Here is a 17,577-nt window from a genome sequence, read left to right on the forward strand (position 1 = left end):
CGATGGCCAGTCGATCATCCACAGCGGCCGCCAGGCGTCCCGAGGACGCGGGCCCCGAGAGCACCAGCCAGACCCTGGCCCGGGCCATCGACATCCTCGACGCCCTGCGCGAGGGCCCTGCGGACCTGCAGGCGCTGCAGGCCCGGACGGGCCTGACCCGCAGCACGACCCACCGCCTGGCCAACCTGCTGATCCATCGTCGACTGGTGACGGGCGACGGCAAGATCTATCGCCTGGGCGCAGGCCTGATCTATCTGGGCTTCAAGAGCGGCGAGCGGCTGGAGCTGGTCGACGTGGCGCGGCCGGTCCTGGCCCAGCTGTCGGCCGAGACCGACGACGCGGTCAATCTGGGTGTCCGTGACGGCGACGAGATCATCTATCTCGCCCAGGCGCCCAGCCGCCGGCGCGTGGTGGTCCGCCACCAGGTCGGCGACCGCAACCAGGTGGCGGAGACGGCTTTGGGGCGGGCGCTTCTGCTGGACGACGGTGACATGTGGCGCGCTCTGTTTCCGCGCGAGGACTACGCCCTGAACAGCGATCGCGGCCATGTCGAACACTACGACGACGGCGGCGACCGCATCCGCTGCCTGGCCGCTCCGATCCGCGAGGTCAGCGGCGGCATCGTCGCCGCGCTCAGCCTGTCCAGCCTGCCCGAATATATGGACGACGCCCGCATGGCCGTTCTGGCCGAACGCGTACGTGAGGCGGCGGCCGAGATCAGCCTGGCGCTTGGTTACGAAGGCCCGCGCTAGAGCCGCTCGGCTTCGACGCGATCGACCAGACCCTTCAGCAGGCCGCGCCCCTTCACCCAGGCGCCGTGGCCAGACTCGACATTGATGTGGCCGGCGCGACCCAGGTCGACGAACTCAGAACCCCAGCCGCGGGCGAAGGCCTCGGCGCGCTCGATCTCGACATAAGGGTCGTTGCGGCTGGCCACGACCAGGGTCGGGAAGGGCAGGCGCTGGCGCGGGATCGGGGAGAAGCCGACCAGCAGGCGGCCGGCGGGACCCTCGCGATTGACATCGGCCGGCGCGACCAGCATCGCGCCGCCCACGCCGCGTCCGCCCGTCACCTGGGCGAAGTGCGCGACTAGCGCGCAGCCCAGGCTGTGAGCGACCAAGATCGCGCCGGGGTGCTGACGCACGGCTTCGGCCAGACTGATGGTCCAGTCGCCCAACAGGGGGCGTTCCCAGTCCTGCTGGTCAACCCGGATGGCCCCCGGAAGCGCGCGCTCCCAGTGGGTCTGCCAGTGGTCTGGGCCGGAATTGTACAGGCCCGGCACGATCAGGATCGGCGGGCTTTCACGGTCGTCGCGACGGCGACGAACCGGTTCGAAGGTCGAAGAAGCGGGGGTCATGCTGCGTACTCTGGGCTTGGAGCCGACACCCCCAGATGCCGCACTCGGACGTCTCGCTGCAATTCATATCAACTAGATAGAAATTGAGAAAACCTGAGGCGAGACGCCCGTTTTTATCTTGGCGTTTAGGTCAGCCGATCTTGTCGCCGCGGTGCAGTGGGTCGGGCAGGGGATCGCCGGCCTTCACGAACTGTAGCGACACCGAGTTGATGCAGTAGCGCAGTCGCGTCGGAGCCGGACCGTCCGGGAAGACGTGGCCCTGGTGGCTGTCGCAGCGGGCGCAGCGGGTCTCGATGCGGACCATGCCGTAGGCGGTGTCGCGTACGCCGACCACGTGGTCCTCGGCGAACGGCGCGTAGAAGCTGGGCCAGCCCGTGCCGCTCTCGAACTTGGTCTCGTGCTTGAACAGCGGCAGGCCGCACAGGCGGCAGGCGTAGACGCCCGGGTTCTTCTCACCCAGCAGGCCGCCGCAGAACGGGGCCTCGGTGCCGTGGTGCAGGAGGACGCGCGCCTCCTCGGCCGTCAGGTCGGCCTCCAGGCGTTCGCGTTCGGGATCCGTCGGCGGCGTGAGATCGAAGCCGGCGGTTGAAAGGATGGCTGCGTCTGTCATGACAGGCAATGTAGGCGCTCAGGCGTTGGATCGGTAGCACCCCAGGAGATTTCCCATGTCCGTCGCCGTCGCGCTGCTGCAACCGGGTTGGGCCGACTGGGAGGCCGGCGCTGTGCTGGCCCTGCTGCGCGAGCACCTGAAGGTGCAGATCGAGATCGCCACCCCGACCGGTGACCCGGAGACCTCGATCGGCGGGGTTCTGGCCGCCGCGGACTATCGCTTCGACGATCCTGTGCTGAGCGACGCCGACCTCTACATCCTGATCGGCAGCGACGCCTGGAGCGAAGGCGAGAACCCGGCCGTCAGCGCCTTGATCCGCCAGGCCTTCGCCGACGGCAAACCGGTGGCCGGCATCTGCGCCGGCACGACGGCCCTGGCGCGCGCAGGCCTGTTCGAAGGCCGCAAGCACACCTCGAATGGCCAGGAATGGCTGGAGGGCGTGGTCCCCGGCTATGCGGGGGCGGAACACTATGTCGACACGCCCAAGGCGGTGACCGACGGCAAGCTGGTCAGCGCCTCAGGCCTGGCCCCGGTGACCTTCGCCGCGGCGGTGGCGCGTCTGGTCGCGCCGGAGGCCGAGGAGATGATCGCCGGCTACGAGAAGATGTTCGCGGCGGAGTTCGCCTAACGCTCCCCAAAACCCGATCTTCCCGGCGAAAGCCGGGACCCAGATCGTAAGGCTGAGAGGCGCACGCAGAAACGCCCGCGATCCTGTCCGGGTCGCGGGCGTTCTTGCATCTGGGCCCCGGCCTTCGCCGGGGAAACGGAGTGAAAACTACTTCAGCGCCCCCGCCGCCAGGCGCGCCACAACGCCGTCCTGGGCCGGCGTGCCGCCGGAGACGCCGATCGCGCCGACGATCTTGCCGTCGACCAGCAGCAGTTCGCCGCCATCGATGGCCAGGGCGCCGGCAAAGATGGCGTTCAGGGTGCCGGCCTTGACCGCGTCCTGGAACGCGGCCGTGGGACGGCGGAAGCCCGACGCGGTCTCGGCCTTGCCGCGCGCGATGTCGGTCGAGGCGTACTGGGTGCCGTCCATCTTGTGGATCAGCACCACGGCGCCGTTCGGCTCGGTGATGACGATGGTCATGGTCCAGCCGTTCTTGGCCGCCTCGGCCTCGGCCGCGGCCGCCACCGTCTTGGCTTCGGCCAGGGTGATCAGCCGGCCATAGGACGGGCTGGGGGCCGGCGCGGCCGCCGGGGCCGGTTTGGCCGGAGCCGTCTGGGCGTCGGCGACGCCGCCGGCCAGGCCGAGGCTGGCGGCGATCAGGGCGAGGGTCTTCTTCATGGCAGCACAACCTCGTCGTTCAGGGCGGTGTTCTGGGGCTGGGTGGAGACGATACGCACGCGCAGACCGGACGCCTTCACGCCGCCCGGGATCTTCAGCTTCAGCTTGGCGGTCTTGGGCAGCAGGTCCGATGGAGCCTTCAGAGCCGGGATGGCGGCGCTGTCCAGCACCTTGCCCGATGCGTCGACCAGTTCCAGCTTGGCCGCCGCGGCGTCCTGGGCGCCCAGGCTGTGGACCGTGGCGGTGATCGCCGAACCCTTCACGACCACGTCGCCGCGGCCGATGCCGAGATCCGCACGCTTGGCCGGATCATCGCCCGGCGTCGCCAGCTTCATGTCGACGATCGTCGTCTGGCGCGGCGCCAGGGTGATCGTCGTGCCCAGGCTGCGCTCGAAGGCGACGGTGCGGGTTTGGGCCGCGCCGTCGATGACGTCGTCGCCATTGGCGTCGAGGCCTTCCGACAGGGTCCATTGGCCGGGGGCCACGTTCCAGCCGGTCATGGTCGCCGTCACCGGCTTGTCGGTGGTGTTGTAGGCGATGACCTTGAAGCTGGTCTTGGTGGCGTCCTTGACCAGCACGGCGATGTCCGTGCCATCGGCGCCGTCGAAGCGCCACGAGACGGTGTGTCCCGGGGTCATCTGGCTGCGCTTGTTGGCCAGGCCGCCCAGGCGCGTGCGCTGCAGGATGTCGGTCGGCAGCTCCACGCGGTCGGACCACCAGTGGCCTTCGGTGTGCATGTACATGTGCTGGGCGTTGAACTGGATCTCGTCGGCGTAGAGCGCCTCAAGGTGCTTCTTGTCGCCGGTCAGGTTCCAGGCCGAGTAGCGGTCGAATGCGCCACCCTTGGCTGCGGCCTTGACGATGGTGTCCTTATTGGCGGCCGCCAGACCCAGTTCGGTCAGGGCGTTTTCGTTGATGCTCTGCAGCGCCCGGACGCCGTTCTTGGCGATCCGCCAGTTGATCGGCGCCAGGTACTTCTTGTCGCCGGTCAGGCGGTAGGCCGACCAGAAGATCTGGAACGGACCGTCCGCGCCCGAGCCCTGCAGCACGGTGCCGCCGCGCTCGGCGTCGGTGCGCCAGTTGATCTCGTTGGGCAGCGAGCCGTCCGGCTTCGTGTGGGCCATGTAGCCGTCGGCCAGGCCGATGACGGTGTCCTTGGCCGTCTGGTCGCCGTTGTAGTCGCCGATCAGGATCGACGGGTGCACGACGCCGAACGAGTATGGCTTCTGCCACTCCCACGGGCCTTCGCGGTACGAGATCTTGCCGCTGTACCAGTTGGTGTTGAAGTGGACGTGGCCGGCCGGGTTCTTGTCGATGACCCGGGGCAGGGCCTTCACCGTCGTGAACAGGCGCTCGACCGCCAGCGGGTCGCCGTAGTTGACGTACAGAGCCGACGAGTTGGAGTTGATGCCTTCCTCGTAGGCGTGCAGCTCGTCGGTGACGATGGTCGACAGGCCGTCGGTGAACATGCCGTTGGCGTAGACCGCGTCGGTCAGGCGGTTCAGCGAGTGGGTGATCTTGTCCGGCTGGACGCCCATCAGGGCGACGCCCGGCCACTGTTGCAAGAGGTCGCTGTCATCCGACAGGCCGCCGCCGAAGTCGCCGAAGTCGGCCTGACGCTCGTCGATCCACCAGTTCATGTACTGGCTGACCTGCTTGAGATCCTGGGTCTGGCGGAAGGCCCACAGCGGCGTGCCGTCGGTCGGCTTGGGCTGCTCGAACGGCGGCCAGCCCTGGCTGCCGAAGGTGATATCGCCCCAGTACTCGCGGCCGATCTGGTTTTCCGGATCGACCTTCAGCAGGTCGGAGATGTCGGCGTAGAGGCGACGGTACAGGCCCTGGCGCTTGGAGGTGGTGTGCTCCTCGACCAGGAAGGCCCAGTTATCCTTCACCTGGTTCAGGCGGTCGGCGACATGCTCGGCCTTGGCCAGGTCGCGGTCCTTTAACACCAGGCGGATCTTGGCGCCGTCCAGCGCCTTGGGACCGAAGTCGGCGCTGTCGGCGGCGATGGTCAGGTACAGGCTCTCGGTGGCCAGGATGCGGTCGCGCAGGTCCAGCCACACGGTGCGGGCCTCGCCGGCCTTCACCGAGACGCTGACGTCGATCATGTTGCGGCCCGGCCAGATCGGATCCTTGATCTGGATGTTGAGCGGGATCGTCGCGCCAGCGGCGCCGGGCAGGGCGGGGATGTCGATGGCCACGCCGTCCAGGCCGTCGCGGGCGTTCTCCCAGCCATAGGCCCAGTTGCGGGCCAGGGGCTTGCCGGCCGGCGCGTCGCCGAAGCCCGACGGGATCAGCACGTGGACGATCGGCAGGCCCGGCGCGGCCAGGTCCGAAGCAGGGCGCGTGCGGGTCGGCGCAGCGTCGGGCACGGCCACCACTGTGGCGCGCTCGCCCGCCGGATGACGGCCGGCGATATAGGCGTTGAGGTCGGCCAGGTTTAGATAGTCCGGCGCCACGTCGGGACGGACCGTGTAGGTCATCTTGAACGCGTCCTTGGGCTCTTCGCCGGCGGTGACGTTATAGGCCCAGATCTCCTGGATCGGGGTTTCCTGCGCCACGTTGGTAAAGGTCAGCACGCCGCCGCTCAGGGGCTTGGCGAAGCTGTCGACCGTGCGCTGCTGGTCCTTAGCGCGCTTGGCGACGCTGGAGCCCTTCTCGCCGGTCTTCGGCGCCCAGGTCATGTCGCCGTAGGCGGGGCCCTGGATCTCGATGCGGTTGATCGGCTCGTCGGGCAGGGCCAGCGTCAGGGCCTTGCCGCCGTCGACATAGACGTTCCAGTCGGGCAGCTGGAAATAGTCGTCGCGGCCGGGTAGGCGCGAGCGGTTGTAGACGCCGGGCCAGGTGGTCTCGGAGATGCCGTCGTTGGCCCGCCACATCCACTGCTTGATGTCCTTGGCGTCGGCGAACTCGACCTTGCGGATCGTGGTCTTGGCGTCGGCCAGGTAGGGCGGTGCGCTCTTGTTCCAGCCGTAGCGCTGCTTCCAGGCTGTACGGATGGCCGGATCGGCCAGCGTCGGAACCGGCGCGGCGGCGGCCGGAGCCTCGTTGCGGGCCAGGGCGGCGATGGCGTCGGCGGCCAGCGGGCGGTCGTAGACGCGCAGCTCGTCCAGGTCGCCGCCACGGGTGAAGTTGTAGCGGCTCTGCACCTGGTGCGGGGCGATCACGCGGCCGGCGACGCCGAACTGGTCCAGGCCCGCGTCATAGGTGGCCTTGGTCTCGGTCTTGGCCGCCAGCTTGCCGTCGACGAACAGCTGGACGCCGGTGGTCTCGTCCCAGGTGAAGGCCAGGTGGGTCCAGGCGTCGGCGGCCGGGTTCTTGTCGACCTTGAACGACACGCGAGTGCGCGCCAGGCCGTTGTCGGTGACGAAGGCGTCGAAGCCGTGACCGTTCCAGTCGAGGCGTAGGAACGCCATGTCCCAGCTGGTGTGGTCGGCATAGCCGACGCGGAAGATCACGAACGGGGCGACCCCGACCGGATAGCCCGAGCGCCAGAAGAAGGAGAGCGTGCCACGCTGGGCCTGGATGTTGCCGGGGGCGTTCCACGAGACGATGCCGTCGTCCTCGGCATGGAAGCCCTGGCCGGACTTGCCGTCGATCGGCGTGACCTTGTCGGCGAAGTTGGGGACCGGGTCGCCCGCGGCGACATCGGCCACCAAGCCCTTGTCGCCCGAAACCTTGAATAGCAGGGCCGGTTCAGCGCCCAAGGACGGGCTTTGCGCCGCGGCGGCCGCATTGGCGAGGATCAGCGCGCAGGCCGAGCCCAGGAAAATCGCCTTCATGGAAACGTGTCCTCCCGAATGACTACATCACGGCTCCCAAAACGCTCGAATACTGGCGGGTAACCGGTGTCAGCTTGGGCGCTGGTGTACCTCCCCGGGGCTCGCTTGCAAACCCGTTTGGGGCGAGCGGCGCTCGGCGAACACCGACGGTGAAGCCACGTGGCCTGCTCTTTCGAGCACGACGCCAAAAGCCTAGATTGCTCGTCCGGCGACATTGCCGAGTCGGAGCCAAGGCCAAGATGAGCGATCGTAGCGAGTGGGCGGAGCTGTTCCTGTCGTCGAACGGCAGGCTGGCGCGCACCCCGTTCCTGGTCGCCTCGGGCGTGCTGATCGGCGTAGCCGTGCTGTACGAGGCCATCGCCGGCTACACCCTGCACTGGCTGACCGGCTGGCTGGTCTATCCAGCTCTGCTGTTCTCCGGCGCCTGCGTGCTGTCCAAGCGGCTGCACGATCGTGGCCGATCGGGCTGGTGGTCGATGCTGATCCTGATCGCCATCGTCGCGGTCTGGCCGCAGCCTGAGCACTTCCTGGACTTCGTGTTCTCGCTGGTGATCCTGTGGGCGATCGTCGAGCTGGGCGTCATGGGCGGCGAGCAGGGCGCTAACCGCTATGGACCGAACCCGCAGAAGACGGTGGCGGTTTAGACCGGCGCTTCCGCGTCCTCGACCGGCCCGAACACCTTCTCGAAGCTGGTCCGCAGCGCGGCGTCGGCCTCGTCCATGGTCACCGGCAAGCCTAAGTCCACCAAGCTTGTGACGCCATGCTCGACCTGACCACAGGGCACGATGCCGGAGAAATGGTCCAGCTCCGGCTCCACGTTCAGGCTGATACCGTGGAAGCTGACCCACTTGCGCAGCTTCACGCCGAGGGCGGCGATCTTGTCCTCGCGGCTCCAGCCGGCGCCCTTGCGCTCCACCCAGACGCCGACTCGCCCGTCGCGCAGTTCGCCGGTGACGTTGAAGGCGGCCAGGGCGTCGATGATCCAGGCCTCCAGCGCCGCGACGAAGGCGCGCACGTCGCGGCCGCGCTGGGTCAGGTCCAACATCACATAGGCCACTCGCTGGCCGGGGCCGTGATAGGTGAACTGCCCGCCGCGGCCGCTCTCGAACACGGGGAACCGGTCAGGCTGAATGAGGTCGCTGGCCTTGGCCGAGACGCCCGACGTGTAGAGCGGCGGATGCTCCAGCAACCAGATCAGCTCGCCCGCGGTCCCGTCGGCGATGGCGGCCGCGCGAGCCTCCATGGCGGCAACGGCTGCCGGGTAGGGCACCTGCCCGGTCGAAACCGCCCACCCCACCGGCGCCGCGTCCTCGCGCTGCATGGTCGGAAGTCCAGCGTTTTCAGCGTTTAACGGGAAGGCAAGCATACGGCCCTAATCTTGCAATCGAGACGGCGCGGCCACCACGGCCGTAGATGCGTCAGTTTCAGGGGCCTTACTTCGTGAGCCAGGTCAACGCCGTCAATGTCGAGATCTCCGTTCTGCTGGGGCGCTCGATCCTGCCTATGCAGCAACTTCTGCGCATGGGTCGCGGCGCGGTGATCCCGCTGGACGCCAAGACCAATGACGAAGTGTGGATCCTGGCCAACAACCACCCGATCGCGCGTGGCGAGATCCAGATCAGCGACGACCGCATCGCCATCCAGGTGACCCGCGCGGCCGACGTCTACGACTACATGGCGGGCGGCGCGTAATTCTCGAACTTCCGGCTTCCCCCAATGAAGTTTGCAGACTGCAAACTTCTACTTCCCAAAGCCGATTCAGTTTGCTACCAGCCGCGGCTCACCACGAGCGGTCGTGGCGGAATTGGTAGACGCGCAGCGTTGAGGTCGCTGTGGGGCAACCCGTGGAAGTTCGAGTCTTCTCGACCGCACCAGTGGTGAACACAGAATAGAGCGCTCCTGGCGAAATCGGTTTCCGACTCGCTGGGGGCGCTCTAATCGTTTCAGGCCCTGATTTCGCCTCAGGGTCGCTTCATCGGACCAATCAGCACGAACCCAGCGCTCTAAGAGCTCAGGAGGCCCCCATGACCCGGGACACCGCCGAACTGACTGATGACGTGCTGGACGATACCCTTCCGCTGGCCCAAATCCCGATCCCCAAGACCGAGACCCCCAAGGAGCTGGAAGACCTGGCCCTTGGCGAGGACTACGCCCTCAATCCCGAATATGTGGAGATGGTGGTCGACGCCGCCGACAGCGGCGACGCCAAGCGCCTGCGCGAGCTGATGGGCGCGCTGGAGCCGGCCGACGTCGCCGACCTGATGGGCTTCCTGACCGCCGACTATCGCGAGCAGATCATTCCGCTGCTGGATCCCGAGGCGCTGGGCGAGATCATCTCGGAACTGGAAGACAATATCCGCGAGGAGGTGCTGGAGGCGACCCCGTCGGTCACCCTGGCCCGCGCGCTGGAAGAGCTGGACACCGACGACGCCGCCGACGTCATCGACGACCTGGACGACACCAAGCGCTTCCAGGTTCTGGCCGCCATGGGCGAGTTGGACCGCGCCGCCATCGAGACGACCTTGTCCTATGAGGACGAGACGGCCGGCCGCTTGATGCAGCGCGAGTTCCTGGCCGCGCCGGAATTCTGGACCGTCGGCCAGACCATCGACCACGTTCGCGACGCCGGCGACCAGCTGCCCGAGCTGTTCTTCGACGTCTATGTGATCGATCCGACCTTCAAGCCGGTCGGGGCCATTCCGATCAGCATCCTGCTGCGCAGCCGTCGCGAGACGCCGCTGACGGAGCTGATGGAAGCGGTCACCGAAATTCCGGTCGAGATGGACCAGGAGGAGGTCGCCTACATCTTCGACAAGTACCACCTGATCAGCGCCCCGGTCATCGAACCGGGCGGGCGCCTGGTGGGCCAGATCACCGTCGACGACATCGTCGAGGTCATCCGCGACGAAGCGCAGGAAGACATCCTGGCCCTGGCCGGTGTGTCGGACGCGGGCCGCGACGCCTCGGTCATCGACATCGTCAAGTCGCGCCTGCCGTGGCTGATGCTCAATCTCGCCACCGCCACCCTGGCGGTCAGCGGCGTGGCTATTTTCCAGGACGAGATCGCCAAGCTGGTGGCCCTGGCCATCCTGATGCCGATCGTCTCGTCGCTGGGTGGCAACGCCGGCACCCAGACCCTGGCCGTGGCCGTGCGCGCCTTGGCCAGCAAGGAGCTGACCACGGCCAACGCCCGCCGCATCGTGCTGCGTGAGCTGCTGGTCGGCCTGGTCAACGGCTCGGCCCTGGCGCTGGTGATGGGCACGGCGACCTATCTGTTCTTCGGCGTCCAGGACCATCACGGGGCCCTGGCGATCATCGTCGCCGCCGCCCTGGTGGCCAATATCTTCACCGCGGCGGTGGGCGGCATCCTGATGCCGCTGGCCTTGGAGAAGATGGGCCGCGACCCGGCGGTGTCGTCGTCGATCTTCGTGACCTTCCTGACCGACTTCACCGGCTTCTTCGCGGTGCTGCTGATCGCGTCCCTGATCCTTTAAGTAGCGTATCAGGCGAAACTGGCGCCGACCTTGCGCCGAGACAGGCGAACGCATCCGCGTCTGTCTCAAACTGGGTCAAACTCAGCGATGAAACCGCGTCATCAGGTTACTCGGGCCTCCGTCGATCTCATCAAGAGATTCGAAGGCTACCGTCAGAAGGCCGCCAAGCTCCCCGACGGGCGCTGGACGGTCGGCTATGGTCACACCCTGACCGCCCGTGAAGGGGCCTCCGTCTCGGAAAAGGACGCCGAGGCGCTGCTGTTGTACGATCTGATCTCGGTCGCCCATTCGGTGAACGAGAACACGTATGCGCCGCTGAACCAGAACCAGTTCGATGCGCTGGTCTGCTTCGCCTTCAACATCGGTCTCGACAACTTCCTCCGCTCGGGCGTGTTGCGCCGGATCAACGAGGGCTCGCTGCTGCAAGCCGCGTGCGCGATGGAGATGTGGCGCAAGGCCGACTTCGAGGGCGAGCGGATCGTCATCGACGCTCTGGTCCGTCGCCGCGCCGCCGAGAAGACCCTGTTCCTGACGCCGGCCAATGGCGAGTGGGTCCCCGCGCCCAGCCCGGTGCTGCGTCCGAAGGTCGACTACGACGCCAGCTGCGCCATTCCCAAGCAGACGCCGATCGCCGTCAACGCTCGTACGGAAGGCGACCGTGTCGTCACCGAGCGTGAGGAAGGCCTGCCGCTGAACATCGTTGTCCCCGAAGAGGACGGCCCTACGGCCACCGAGCAATCGGCCGCCGCAGTCAGCGCTCGCCTGGAAGCCATTCTGGCCGACGCCCCGCCGATCGTGACCACGACCAAGCCGGCCCCGGTCCAGGACGATCTGGTTCTGCCCGAACCGCCGCCCCCGGCTCAGCCGGCCGTCACCGAGCCTGCGCCGGTGCTGTTCCAGGATGAGCCGACCACCACCCCGGTCGTCGAAACCGCCACGCCGCTGGAGTTCACGCCGTTCCGCCTGACGCCGCAGCCGGTGGAAGAGGTCGAAAAGCCGACTCCGGTCGAAAGCTTCGCTCCGGCCGCGCCCGTGGCCGAGCCCAGCCTGTTCACCGCCCCGGCCGCGGGCCCCTCGGTGTTCAATCTGGGCGGTTTCTCGACCAGCGACGAAGCCGTTTCGCTGAACCCGATGGACGTGCCGCTGGTGGAAGCCGAGCAGCCGCGCTTCGGCAACACCAGCCTGCTGATCAGCCTGGGCATCCTGGGGCTGGCCCTGTTCGGCGGTGGCGTGCTGTGGATCCTGACCGTGGCCGCCGGCTCCGACACCGGCGTGAAGATGTTTGGCTACGGCGCCAGCATGATCGGCGCGATCTGCTTCGTGGTCTCGGCCTATCTGCTGCTGCGCCGCCTGGCGGGGCCCGACGCTGACGGCGAGGAATAGTTTCCTTTCCTTCCGTCGCGTAAGCTGAGCAAGAACGCCCGCGGGTCACATTGATCCGCGGGCGTTTGTGCTGTTGGATGGGTCTATGACGACGAATTTCGCACCCTCGATGGACTTCGCCCTGGGCGACACGGCTGACGCGATCCGGGAAACCACGGCCCGTTTCGCCGCCGACAAGATTGCGCCGCTGGCGGCCCAGATCGACGAGACCAATGAGTTTCCGCGCGGGCTGTGGGTCCCGATGGGCGACCTGGGCCTGCACGGCATCACTGTCGAGGAAGAGTTCGGCGGCCTGGGCCTGGGTTATCTCGAGCACGTGGTGGCGATGGAGGAGGTGTCCCGCGCCTCGGCCTCGGTCGGCCTGTCGTACGGCGCCCACTCGAACCTGTGCGTCAATCAGATCCGCCGCTGGGGCACGCCGGAGCAGAAGCACAAGTACCTGCCCAAGCTGATCAGCGGCGAGCATGTCGGCTCGCTGGCCATGAGCGAGGCCGGCTCGGGCTCGGACGTGGTGTCGATGAAGCTGCGAGCCGAGCTGGTCGGCGACCGCTATGTCCTGAACGGCACGAAGTTCTGGATCACCAACGCCCCGCACGCCGACGTTCTGGTGGTCTACGCCAAGACCGATGAAAAGCGCATCACCGCCTTCATCGTCGAGAAGGGCATGAAGGGTTTCAGCGTCTCCAAGAAGCTGGACAAGATGGGCATGCGCGGATCGGACACCGCCGAGCTGGTGTTCGAGGACTGCGAGATCCCGGAAGAGAACGTCATGGGTCCGGTCGGCGGCGGCGTCGGGGTGCTGATGAGCGGTCTGGACTACGAGCGCGCCGTGCTGAGCGCTGGGCCGCTGGGCATCATGCAGGCCTGCCTGGATGTGGTGCTGCCCTATGTCCGCGACCGCAAGCAGTTCGGCGCGCCGATCGGCTCGTTCCAGCTGATGCAGGGCAAGGTCGCCGACATGTACGTGGCCCTGAACTCGGCTCGAGCCTATGTCTATGCCGTGGCGCGGGCCTGCGATGCGGGGAAGACCACCCGCTACGACGCGGCCGGAGCGATCCTTCTGGCGTCCGAGAATGCGGTGAAGGTGTCGCTGGAGGCCATCCAGGCCCTGGGCGGTGCGGGCTACACCAAGGAGTGGCCGGTCGAGCGCCTGCTGCGCGACGCCAAGCTCTACGACATCGGCGCGGGCACCAACGAGATCCGCCGCTTCCTGATTGGGCGCGAGCTGATCGGGGCCTAGGCCCCGATCGATCTCATACGCGACGCGGCTGGTGGTCGGTCACCAGCCGACCCTCGGCGTCCATCCGCGCCGGCACGATCCCGGGCATCTCGCGGAAGGGCGTTTCGTTGTCGTTGCCGAACAGGGTGCACCACCAGCGGCCTTCCTTGTCGCGGAAGAAGTTGCCGCCGCCGGCGCAGGGCACGCTCTCGTAGCGTCCGCGATAGGGGCCGAACGGCTTGTCGGCGTGGGTGAGGGCGAACGAGTAGCGCCCGTCGAAACGGTCGACGACGCCCAGATAGTAGCGGCCCTCGTGCTTGAACATCGTCACACCCTCGAAGCCAACGTCCGAGAAGCCGCGATGGACGCACTTCTTGTTGTGGTGCGTCGGGTCGGGATCGGGCGTCTCGAAACGGATCGGTCGCCAGACATCGGCATAGCCTGACAGGTCGTCCTTCAGCCGCACCATCTCGTCGCCTGCGCCATAGGTCAGATAGACCGCGCCATCGTCATCGGCGAACAGGGTGGCGTCGATGCCGTTCTTCAGCGGCGCTTCGGGCGAGAAGGCGTGGACATAGGGGCCTTCGGCCTTGCCCGTGGTGCTCTTGAGCACGGCCAAGCCCGAGCGGCTGATCGAGTGGCAGATGTAGTAGTTGCCCTTGATGTAGTGGATCTCCGGCGCCCAGACCGCGCGGAACGGCATGCCCTTGCGCACCCGCCACTGCTTTTCCCAGACGCCGTCCTTCTCGATGCTCCAGATCAGGCCCAGATAGTCCCAGCGCTTGAGGTCGGGCGAGCGCCACAGCTCGATGCCGTCGTTGAAGGTCCAGACGTTATCGCCGGTGGTGCCGGTCATGTAGTAGTGGCCGTCGCCGCCCAGGCAGATGATCGGGTCGCGCATGTGCACGTTCCAGATCGGCTTGATCGGCGGGATCAGTCCCTGGGTGACGGCGCGGGCCGAGTCCGAATTCTCCCACGGCAGGGGATCGAACGGCACGGGTCCCGGCCCCTTGTAACGCACGCCCCGGCGGGCGACGGCGGCCTCGCTGGACACCCAGCCGCCGCGCTCCGACGCCGGCGTGACCGGCTCTCCAGGACCGCTGCGGCCGCGATAGGTGTAGTGGCCTGGCGGGGGCGGATCGGTGGGGCGTCCCGTGTCATCGGCCTCGACGGGGGCCTCGACGGGCGCTGAGGGCTTGGCGCCCTCGTTTTGAAAAGTCTGAGTTATGCTTTCGCTTGCATGAGCCACGCCCGTGAGGGCGGCCGTGCCGACGGCGGCGCCGCCCAGCAGCATCGCGCGGCGCTTGGGATTGGGCGGGGGATCGCGCAGGTCGGGCATCAAGGTCTCCTCCAGCGCGCCGCGAGCGTTGTCCGCTCCTCGTGAAGAGGCGTCGCCGCCTTACGCTATTGGACGCTCGTCCGGCCGGTCCAAGTCAGAAATCAAATCGAACGAGACCTGTTCGGCATCGATCCTGTGATAACGCGTCGCGAATACTCAAATCAGGTTCGATCTTTTCAAAACGCGCAACGATCCATGCCGCAATCGGAATGGACTTGTCCGAGTATTGGCGATGGTATCGGTAACATAACCTGCAACAAGCAGGGCGCTTAGGGACGGGCATCACACGGTGCGCGCAAGGGAAACGAACATGCATACTTCAATGCGACTGATGACGTGCGCCAGTATCTCGGCGATTGCATGGAGCCTGGCCGCCGGCATGGCGTCGGCTCAGCAAGCAGCGCCTGCAGAAACCGAGACCGCCGTCGAGGAAGTGGTCGTCACCGGCTACCGCGCCAGCCTCGCCAACGCCATTTCCGCCAAGCGCCTGGCCAAGGGCGTCACCGACTCCATCAAGGCCGAAGACATTGCCGACTTTCCCGACCTGAACCTGGCGGAGTCGCTGCAGCGCATCCCCGGCGTCGCCATCACCCGCGCGAACGGGGAGGGGCGCCAGATCTCGGTTCGCGGTCTGGGCTCGGAATACACCCGCGTCCGCATCAACGGCATGGAGGCCATGGCCACCACCGGCGGCACCAACAATTCCGGCGGCACCAATCGCAGCCGCGGCTTCGACTTCAACGTCTTCGCGTCCGAGCTCTTCAACAGCCTGACGGTGCGCAAGTCGGCCTCGGCCGATGTCGAGGAAGGCTCGCTGGGGGCCACTGTCGACCTGGATACCGCCCGCCCGTTCGACTACCGCAAGCCGACCTTGGTCGTCAGCGCCCAGGGCAGCTACAACGACCTGGCGCGCGACATGAAGCCCCGGTTCACGGCCCTGGCCTCGCGAACCTGGGCCGACGGCAAGTTCGGCGCCCTGGTCTCGATCGCCTATGAAAAGCGCCACCTGTTCGAAGAGGGCGCCAACACCACGCGCTGGGCGTTCGGCGGCGCCAGCGGCGGCTTCAACTCCGCCTCGACGATCAACGGCCTGACCCTGGCTCAGATCAACGAGACCGATCCCAAGAAGGCGATCTTCCATCCGCGGACGCCGGGCTACATCCGCTACGATTTCAACACTGAGCGCCTGGGGGTCACCGGTTCGCTGCAGTTTCGCCCGTCGGTCAACACCCTGCTGACTCTGGATGTGCTGGCTTCGACCTCGGACGGCGTCCGCGACGAGTTCAACCTCGGCAATCTCAGCTTCACCCGCACCGGCGCGGGCAAGCCTGCCACGATCATCCGTTCGGGCACGGTCGACGCCAACCGCAACCTGATCAAGGGTGTGTTCGACAATGTCGACATCCGCACCCAGGCCGCCCACGACGAACTGTCGACCAAGTTCCGCCAGATCTCGCTCACGGGCGAGCATCACTTTTCGGACAAGCTGAAGGGCGGCTTCTCGGTCGGTCACGCCAGCTCCAAGTTCAACAACCCGGTCTCGACGATCATCACCTTCGACCGGATCGACTCGAAGAACTACTCCTGGGACTTCACCTCGCGCCTGCCGACGCTGAACCAGGGCTTCGACACGACCAATCCGGCCAACTGGTCGATGACCAATGGGACGTCGGAAGTGCGCATCCGTCCCAACTCGGTCGACAACACCTTCACCTCGGGCAAGGTGTTCGCCGTCTACGAGCTGAACGACGAGTTCTCGCTGAAGGCCGGCGTCGACTACCGCGAGTTCGAGTACGAGTCCCAAGGCCGCCGCCGCCGCACTGAAACCCAGGTCAACACCCTGAGCGCCGCCGACCTGGCCGCGGTCTCGACGGTGTTCTCTGGCTTTGGCCGCAATCTCGATCTGCCGGCCGGCAACGCCACGGGCTGGATCGTGCCGGACTTGAACAAGTTCATCTCCAAGTACGACATCTACTGCAACTGCGGCATCTACGAGCTGACCGGCGTCGAGAACTCCTCGGCCCGCGGTGAATTCCGGACCATCACCGAGAAGAACACCGGCCTGTACGCTCAGCTGGATTACAACAAGCAGGTCTTCGGCCTGCCCATGCGCGGCGACGTCGGCCTGCGCTACGTCAAGACCGACCAGGCCTCGACCGGCTACACGGCGGTCGGCTCCTCGATCGAACTGGTCTCGGCCGAGCGCAAGTACAACACCCTGTTGCCGTCGGCGAACCTCGCGATCGACGTCACCGACCAGTTCGTGATCCGCGCGGCCGCGGCCAAGACCATCGCCCGCGCCGCGGTCCAGGCGCTGTCGCCTGGCGGCGACATCTCGGTCCAGGGCGGCAACCGCAGCTTCTCGCGCGGCAATCCCAACATCAAGCCGACGGAATCCAAGAACCTGGACCTGTCGTTCGAATGGTACCCGGACAACGGCTCGGTCCTGGCCGTGGGTCTGTTCTACAAGAACATCAGCACCTTCGTTCAGACGCTGCGCGAGGACATCCCGTTCAACCAGCTGGGCCTGCCCGCGGCGCTATTGAACGGCACGGACGTGCAGCAGAACGAGGTCTTCCTGGTCAGCCAGCCGGTCAACACCGCTGGCGGCGAGCTGAAAGGTTTCGAGGTCAATCTGCAGAAGAACCTCGATTTCCTGCCGGGCTTCCTGCGTAACTTCGGCATCCAGACCAACTACACCTTTGTCGACTCCGACATGGAGTACCTGACCTCGGCGGTTCCTGGCGCGCCCACCGTCAACAACACCCTGGTGGGCCTGTCCAAGCACGCGGCCAACGCCACGCTCTACTATGAGACCGAGCGCTTCAGCATCCGCGGCTCGGTCGCCTATCGCCAGGGCTACCTGACCCAGGTTCCCGGCAGCGAGGGCAACGATGTCCAGGGCACGAACTCGACGACCAACTTCGACATGTCCGCCTCGTACAACGTGACCGACAAGCTGAAGCTGACCTTCGAGGGCATCAATCTCAGCGACGAGATCAATGACCAGTACGTCGACTCCAGCAACCGCATGAGCGTGTACTCGCACACCGGCCGGCAGTTCTTCGTCGGCCTTCGGTACCAGTTCTAATCGTCACCCTCCCTATG

At 66.7% G+C, this 17,577-nt stretch carries 13 protein-coding genes, 1 tRNA gene and 1 pseudogene; 9 read left to right on the forward strand and 6 right to left on the reverse strand.

The genetic code is table 11. The features are described 5' to 3' along the window. Nucleotides 1–2 precede the first annotated feature (2 nt). Nucleotides 3–752 (forward strand): IclR family transcriptional regulator, encoded by a 750-nt coding sequence (locus E1H18_RS13740; RefSeq protein ID WP_172269258.1) that lies wholly within the window; start codon nucleotides 3–5, stop codon nucleotides 750–752. On the opposite strand, the gene E1H18_RS13745 is transcribed toward E1H18_RS13740, so the two are convergent. Further along, the gene (locus E1H18_RS13745; protein ID WP_172269261.1) at nucleotides 749–1,357 is read right to left on the reverse strand and encodes an alpha/beta hydrolase; all 609 of its coding nucleotides are present in this window, start codon (nucleotides 1,355–1,357) and stop codon (nucleotides 749–751) included. The genes E1H18_RS13740 and E1H18_RS13745 overlap by 4 nt on opposite strands. A 130-nt stretch (nucleotides 1,358–1,487) precedes the next feature. Then, the gene (gene msrB / locus E1H18_RS13750; RefSeq protein ID WP_172269264.1) at nucleotides 1,488–1,967 is read right to left on the reverse strand and encodes a peptide-methionine (R)-S-oxide reductase MsrB; all 480 of its coding nucleotides are present in this window, start codon (nucleotides 1,965–1,967) and stop codon (nucleotides 1,488–1,490) included. A gap of 55 nt (nucleotides 1,968–2,022) precedes the next feature. Here msrB and E1H18_RS13755 point away from each other — a divergent pair, with 55 nt between their 5' ends. After that, the gene (locus E1H18_RS13755; RefSeq protein ID WP_172269267.1) at nucleotides 2,023–2,595 is read left to right on the forward strand and encodes a type 1 glutamine amidotransferase family protein; all 573 of its coding nucleotides are present in this window, start codon (nucleotides 2,023–2,025) and stop codon (nucleotides 2,593–2,595) included. Between the two features lie 147 nt (nucleotides 2,596–2,742). On the opposite strand, the gene E1H18_RS13760 is transcribed toward E1H18_RS13755, so the two are convergent. Both E1H18_RS13760 and E1H18_RS13765 read right to left on the reverse strand, forming a co-directional pair. Beyond that, nucleotides 2,743–3,252 (reverse strand): heme-binding protein, encoded by a 510-nt coding sequence (locus E1H18_RS13760; protein ID WP_172269270.1) that lies wholly within the window; start codon nucleotides 3,250–3,252, stop codon nucleotides 2,743–2,745. Beyond that, a pseudogene (locus tag E1H18_RS13765) lies at nucleotides 3,249–7,054 on the reverse strand (LamG-like jellyroll fold domain-containing protein). Before E1H18_RS13765 ends, E1H18_RS13760 begins: the two are co-directional and overlap by 4 nt. Before the next feature lie 219 nt (nucleotides 7,055–7,273). On the opposite strand from E1H18_RS13765, the gene E1H18_RS13770 reads away from it, so the two are divergent. After that, a complete protein-coding gene (locus tag E1H18_RS13770) occupies nucleotides 7,274–7,678 on the forward strand; it encodes a DUF805 domain-containing protein (RefSeq protein WP_172269276.1) in 405 nt (134 codons plus the stop codon). Here the strand turns inward: E1H18_RS13770 and lipB are convergent. Further along, nucleotides 7,675–8,400, reverse strand: coding sequence for a lipoyl(octanoyl) transferase LipB (gene lipB / locus E1H18_RS13775; protein WP_172269279.1), 726 nt, complete (start codon nucleotides 8,398–8,400; stop codon nucleotides 7,675–7,677). The genes E1H18_RS13770 and lipB overlap by 4 nt on opposite strands. A gap of 47 nt (nucleotides 8,401–8,447) precedes the next feature. Between lipB and E1H18_RS13780 the strand changes: the two genes are divergently transcribed. The 5 genes from E1H18_RS13780 (at nucleotide 8,448) to E1H18_RS13800 (ending at nucleotide 13,151) form a co-directional block, all read left to right on the forward strand. Beyond that, a complete protein-coding gene (locus tag E1H18_RS13780) occupies nucleotides 8,448–8,726 on the forward strand; it encodes a FliM/FliN family flagellar motor switch protein (RefSeq protein ID WP_172269282.1) in 279 nt (92 codons plus the stop codon). Between the two features lie 97 nt (nucleotides 8,727–8,823). After that, nucleotides 8,824–8,908 (forward strand) — tRNA-Leu (locus E1H18_RS13785). 150 nt (nucleotides 8,909–9,058) lie between these two features. Then, the gene (mgtE, locus tag E1H18_RS13790) at nucleotides 9,059–10,528 is read left to right on the forward strand and encodes a magnesium transporter (protein ID WP_172269285.1); all 1,470 of its coding nucleotides are present in this window, start codon (nucleotides 9,059–9,061) and stop codon (nucleotides 10,526–10,528) included. Nucleotides 10,529–10,615: 87 nt separating this feature from the next. After that, nucleotides 10,616–11,911 carry a lysozyme-family localization factor SpmX gene (gene spmX / locus E1H18_RS13795; protein ID WP_172269288.1) on the forward strand — a complete coding sequence of 432 codons (1,296 nt, stop codon included), beginning with the start codon at nucleotides 10,616–10,618 and terminating at the stop codon, nucleotides 11,909–11,911. A gap of 85 nt (nucleotides 11,912–11,996) precedes the next feature. After that, complete coding sequence (locus E1H18_RS13800; protein ID WP_172269291.1) at nucleotides 11,997–13,151, forward strand: isovaleryl-CoA dehydrogenase; 1,155 nt, start codon at nucleotides 11,997–11,999, stop codon at nucleotides 13,149–13,151. A 13-nt stretch (nucleotides 13,152–13,164) separates the two neighbouring features. Here E1H18_RS13800 and E1H18_RS13805 read toward each other — a convergent pair whose 3' ends face one another. Next, a complete protein-coding gene (locus E1H18_RS13805; protein WP_206679066.1) occupies nucleotides 13,165–14,469 on the reverse strand; it encodes a family 43 glycosylhydrolase in 1,305 nt (434 codons plus the stop codon). Nucleotides 14,470–14,779: 310 nt separating this feature from the next. Between E1H18_RS13805 and E1H18_RS13810 the strand changes: the two genes are divergently transcribed. Continuing rightward, nucleotides 14,780–17,560, forward strand: coding sequence for a TonB-dependent receptor (locus tag E1H18_RS13810; protein ID WP_172269294.1), 2,781 nt, complete (start codon nucleotides 14,780–14,782; stop codon nucleotides 17,558–17,560). The last annotated feature ends 17 nt before the right edge of the window (nucleotides 17,561–17,577 follow it).

Origin of the sequence: Caulobacter sp. RHG1 (assembly GCF_013181195.1) — a bacterium.
Lineage (GTDB): Bacteria > Pseudomonadota > Alphaproteobacteria > Caulobacterales > Caulobacteraceae > Caulobacter.